At 42.6% G+C, this 3568-nt stretch carries 3 protein-coding genes; 2 read left to right on the forward strand and 1 reads right to left on the reverse strand.

Annotated features, from left to right (window positions below; translation table 11 throughout):
- Positions 1–379: 379 nt before the first annotated feature.
- The gene (locus AB1488_10090; protein ID MEW6410441.1) at positions 380–1018 is read right to left on the reverse strand and encodes a hypothetical protein; all 639 of its coding nucleotides are present in this window, start codon (positions 1016–1018) and stop codon (positions 380–382) included.
- A 392-nt stretch (positions 1019–1410) separates the two neighbouring features.
- On the opposite strand from AB1488_10090, the gene AB1488_10095 reads away from it, so the two are divergent.
- Together AB1488_10095 and AB1488_10100 are read left to right on the forward strand one after the other, a co-directional pair.
- The gene (locus AB1488_10095) at positions 1411–2649 is read left to right on the forward strand and encodes an integron integrase (protein ID MEW6410442.1); all 1239 of its coding nucleotides are present in this window, start codon (positions 1411–1413) and stop codon (positions 2647–2649) included.
- 75 nt (positions 2650–2724) lie between these two features.
- Positions 2725–3568: sigma-54 dependent transcriptional regulator (locus AB1488_10100; GenBank protein ID MEW6410443.1), on the forward strand; the 844-nt coding region annotated here is incomplete at its 3' end.

The raw sequence follows: 3568 nt of genomic DNA on the forward strand, positions 1-3568 counted from the left end.
AGAAGGGGGTGAAATTATTTTGTGATAATTATGGACAAAGCTTCAGGACGAGTTTTATAATTTAACCTGGAAAAAGTGGGGAATAAATCTGATACCGGGGTGGGGAATAAAGCTGATACTTGACACCAGAGGTTTTCTTTTGTGGAACTCTATTTCAAGTCTTATTTTTTCCATAACGAGGGTTTCCACCGTATGCTCTGTGAAAAACGCGTCAGAGTTACCTCTACTAAACTATTCACGAGGCAAGAATAATCTTTTGTTCCAAAGTTTCAATGAATCTCCTTCATTTTACTCGCAAAGAGCAGATAACGCCCGCGTTCAGGGGCGGCGGCGCGATAGCGCCGACGTCCCTTGGAACGCGTAGTTAGAACGCGGTTACTCACTGTGCCTCCGTGCGTTCAGCGAGCTGCGGAATCCAGGCCCAACGCTCGAAATCGAAGTAGTGCCGTCGCGAGGGCAATTTGCGTCGGGCTCCAAGTTCATCCCAAAACTCAAGCTCAAGCACCATCGTGACTTGGTCTTCCCGGTTAGCGGATGTGCATTCCGCAATCATTGTACTGACAGACTTTCCCTTCTTTTGGAGCAACGATTCGATCTCGAACCATCCTTGGCTCATTTGCTGTGGAAAAAGAAGCCAAACATCCTTTCCATCATACAGGCCACCTGCGGATATGGGTTCGCCATATACTCGGAAGTTAAAATTGATTTTGGCGCGAACGATAAGCGTACTTGGGTTGTGGAGTTGAACCAGTGTACGACCCGCCTGACCTTTTTCTCCCAATAGTTGCAGACTGTAGGTTGTGCTAAGGACGCCCTCCCGCAACCATCGTTGTTGAGTCACCTTCGCAATTGCATTGGTGTCGTACGCGTACCACACCAAAACGACAAGAGTGAAGGTCAATACCAAGAAATTGCCAATAGCCAGAATATCGACATCTTTTGAACACCATGCCTTCCACGTAACAAACCCAGCTACGAGTAGGACTACGATGGCGAAGGCAATGGCAATTTTCTTCATTGTTGTGCGTTCTAACGGTGGAGCTGAGCGTCGGCACGAGCCTGCTGGACGCCGAAGGCGAACAATGCAGGCTGAGTGACGTTCGCTCCAGCGATTTGATGGGCGGCGAGTCTTTTAATGCCTTTTTATTTCTTTTTCTTAAGAGCCGACCAGCAAATTGCTGGACTGAGTGAAAGCTCAGCTCCACCGATGGGCGGGACGGCTCTTATAATTTATTTTTATTCCTATCGTCCCGCCCATCATTATATTTTATATTGATTCAATGATATGATGGATTATATGTGGCTTGCCTGGGTTTGTCAAGCGAAAACCCTTGAAAATTGCAATGTTTTACAATATAATCATGCATTATTAAATATTATATTGCAGCAATATAATATTGAGGTTTAATTATGTTAGAACAATTCAGGAACTTTTTGTCATTAAAAGGAAGGATCCAAAGCAAATATATTCCGTTTTATTTAAAATGGGTGACGGATTGTTATCGGTTTTTTGATATACCTTTGTCTAATCTAACAACAAACGAGCAAAAATCTCAATTTCTAAAACATCTGAGCAAAAGTCACGAAGACTGGCAGGTAAATCAGGCGGATAATGCACTCAGACTCTACAGCTATTTCCTTTCACGGTCGTCCCCTGATGAAAATGTTCATTTCTCTGCAACAAGGATTAACGACTGGAAGACAATTAAGAAAAAGACTATAGAGGCTATCAGACTCCGACACAGGTCTTATAGCACTGAAAAAACATATCTCGCATGGCTTCGTCAATTTCAAGGTTTTGTAAAAAACAAGAACCCAAATGACCTTGATGGAAAAACCCTTCAGGACTTTCTCAGTTATCTGGCGGTTGAAAAGAAGGTCTCATCTTCTACACAGAATCAGGCTCTAAATGCAATTGTCTTTGTGTTCCGGCATGTTCTTGATAAGGATATCGAGGATGAAATCACGTCTGTCAGGGCGCATCGGCGGCGGCGTCTGCCAGTAGTGCTGACAATTAAGGAAGTTAATAATATTTTTGATGAAATGTCAGGAATTCAACGTCTTATGGCAATGCTTATCTATGGGTGCGGACTACGTCTTCAGGAATGTCTGAATCTCAGAATAAAAGATGTTGACATAGAACAGAGCATTGTAATTGTAAGGTCAGGAAAAGGAGATAAGGACAGGAGGACGGTTCTGCCGGAGATTCTTAAAGACGAACTTATTCACCATATCTCTTCTGTAAGGGAACTTTATGAGCAGGACAGAAGGGATAAGGCAAATGGCGTTTATATGCCTGGTGCACTTGAGAAAAAATATCCAAATGCAGGTAAAGAATGGGGATGGTTCTGGCTTTTTCCATCAAAAACAGATTCGATTGATCCGAGGACACGTATTGTAAGGCGTCATCACACCCATCCTGCAGCGTTACAGAGGGCATTTAAAAATGCGGTCATAAAAGCCGGCATCGCAAAGCAAGCCTCTATCCATACGCTCAGGCACAGTTTCGCAACATATCTTCTTGAAAAAGGTTACGACATCAGGACAATTCAGGAACTGCTTGGGCATAAAAACCTCCAGACCACGATGATCTATACCCATGTGGCATCAAGGAATATCCTTGGAGTTAGAAGCCCTCTCGACAGATAAATGGAGATTTCGATATCAGATTATAAAATCATACAGGGGAAGAATGTGATATAATAGTTTGATATGAATGGTAAAATGCCTGTTGTATTAATTATTGATGATGAAGAGGCTGTCAGGGAATCACTCCAGTTAATCCTCGAAGACAGATATACAACATTAACTGCAATAAATGGTAAAGAGGCTATAGAGATTATCGAGAAAAATGATGTGGATATTGTTCTCCTTGACCTCTCGATGCCTGTGATGGATGGTAGAGAAACGCTTGATAAACTCAAGGCTATTGTCCCTGATGTTGATGTTGTTGTGGTCACTGCCCTGAATGATGTTAAGGAGGCAGTAGGGTGTATCAGGCAGGGAGCATATGATTATATTACCAAACCTTTTGAACCTGATGAGATACTCTCCACTACCAGTCGTATTATTGAAAAACAGCGATTAAAAAATGAGGTGGAATATCTTCGCTCTGAGATAGAAAGGATATGGGGCTTCGGTGACATAATAACCAGGAATCAAAAGATGTTAGAGATATTCAGGATAATCAAGAATGTAGCCCCAGCATCTACGAGTGTATTAATTACAGGAGAGAGCGGAACAGGCAAAGAGCTTATTGCAAGATGCATACATAAAGAAAGCCCGAGATGTAAAGAGCCATTTGTAGCCGTAAACTGTGCAGCCATTCCCCCCGAACTTATGGAGAGTGAGTTTTTCGGTCATGAGAAAGGTGCATTTACAGGTGCATATACGAAGATGATGGGTAAGTTTGAATATGCAAATGGTGGGACAATATTTCTTGATGAGATATCAAGTCTCAGGCTTGATCTCCAGGCAAAACTCCTGAGGGTTCTTCAGGACATGGAGATTACAAGGATAGGGAGTTTAAAACCAATAAAGGTAGATGTCCGCCTTATTACTGCTACGA

It is taken from the genome of Nitrospirota bacterium (genome assembly GCA_040756155.1).
Lineage (GTDB): Bacteria > Nitrospirota > Thermodesulfovibrionia > JACRGW01 > JBFLZU01 > JBFLZU01.

What these genes read in the sequence shown, in the direction of transcription:
- AB1488_10090 (MEW6410441.1), bottom strand. Translation starts at nt 1,018, where the DNA reads ATGAAGAAAATTGCCATTGCCTTCGCCATCGTAGTCCTACTCGTAGCT.
- AB1488_10095 (MEW6410442.1), top strand. Translation starts at nt 1,411, where the DNA reads ATGTTAGAACAATTCAGGAACTTTTTGTCATTAAAAGGAAGGATCCAA.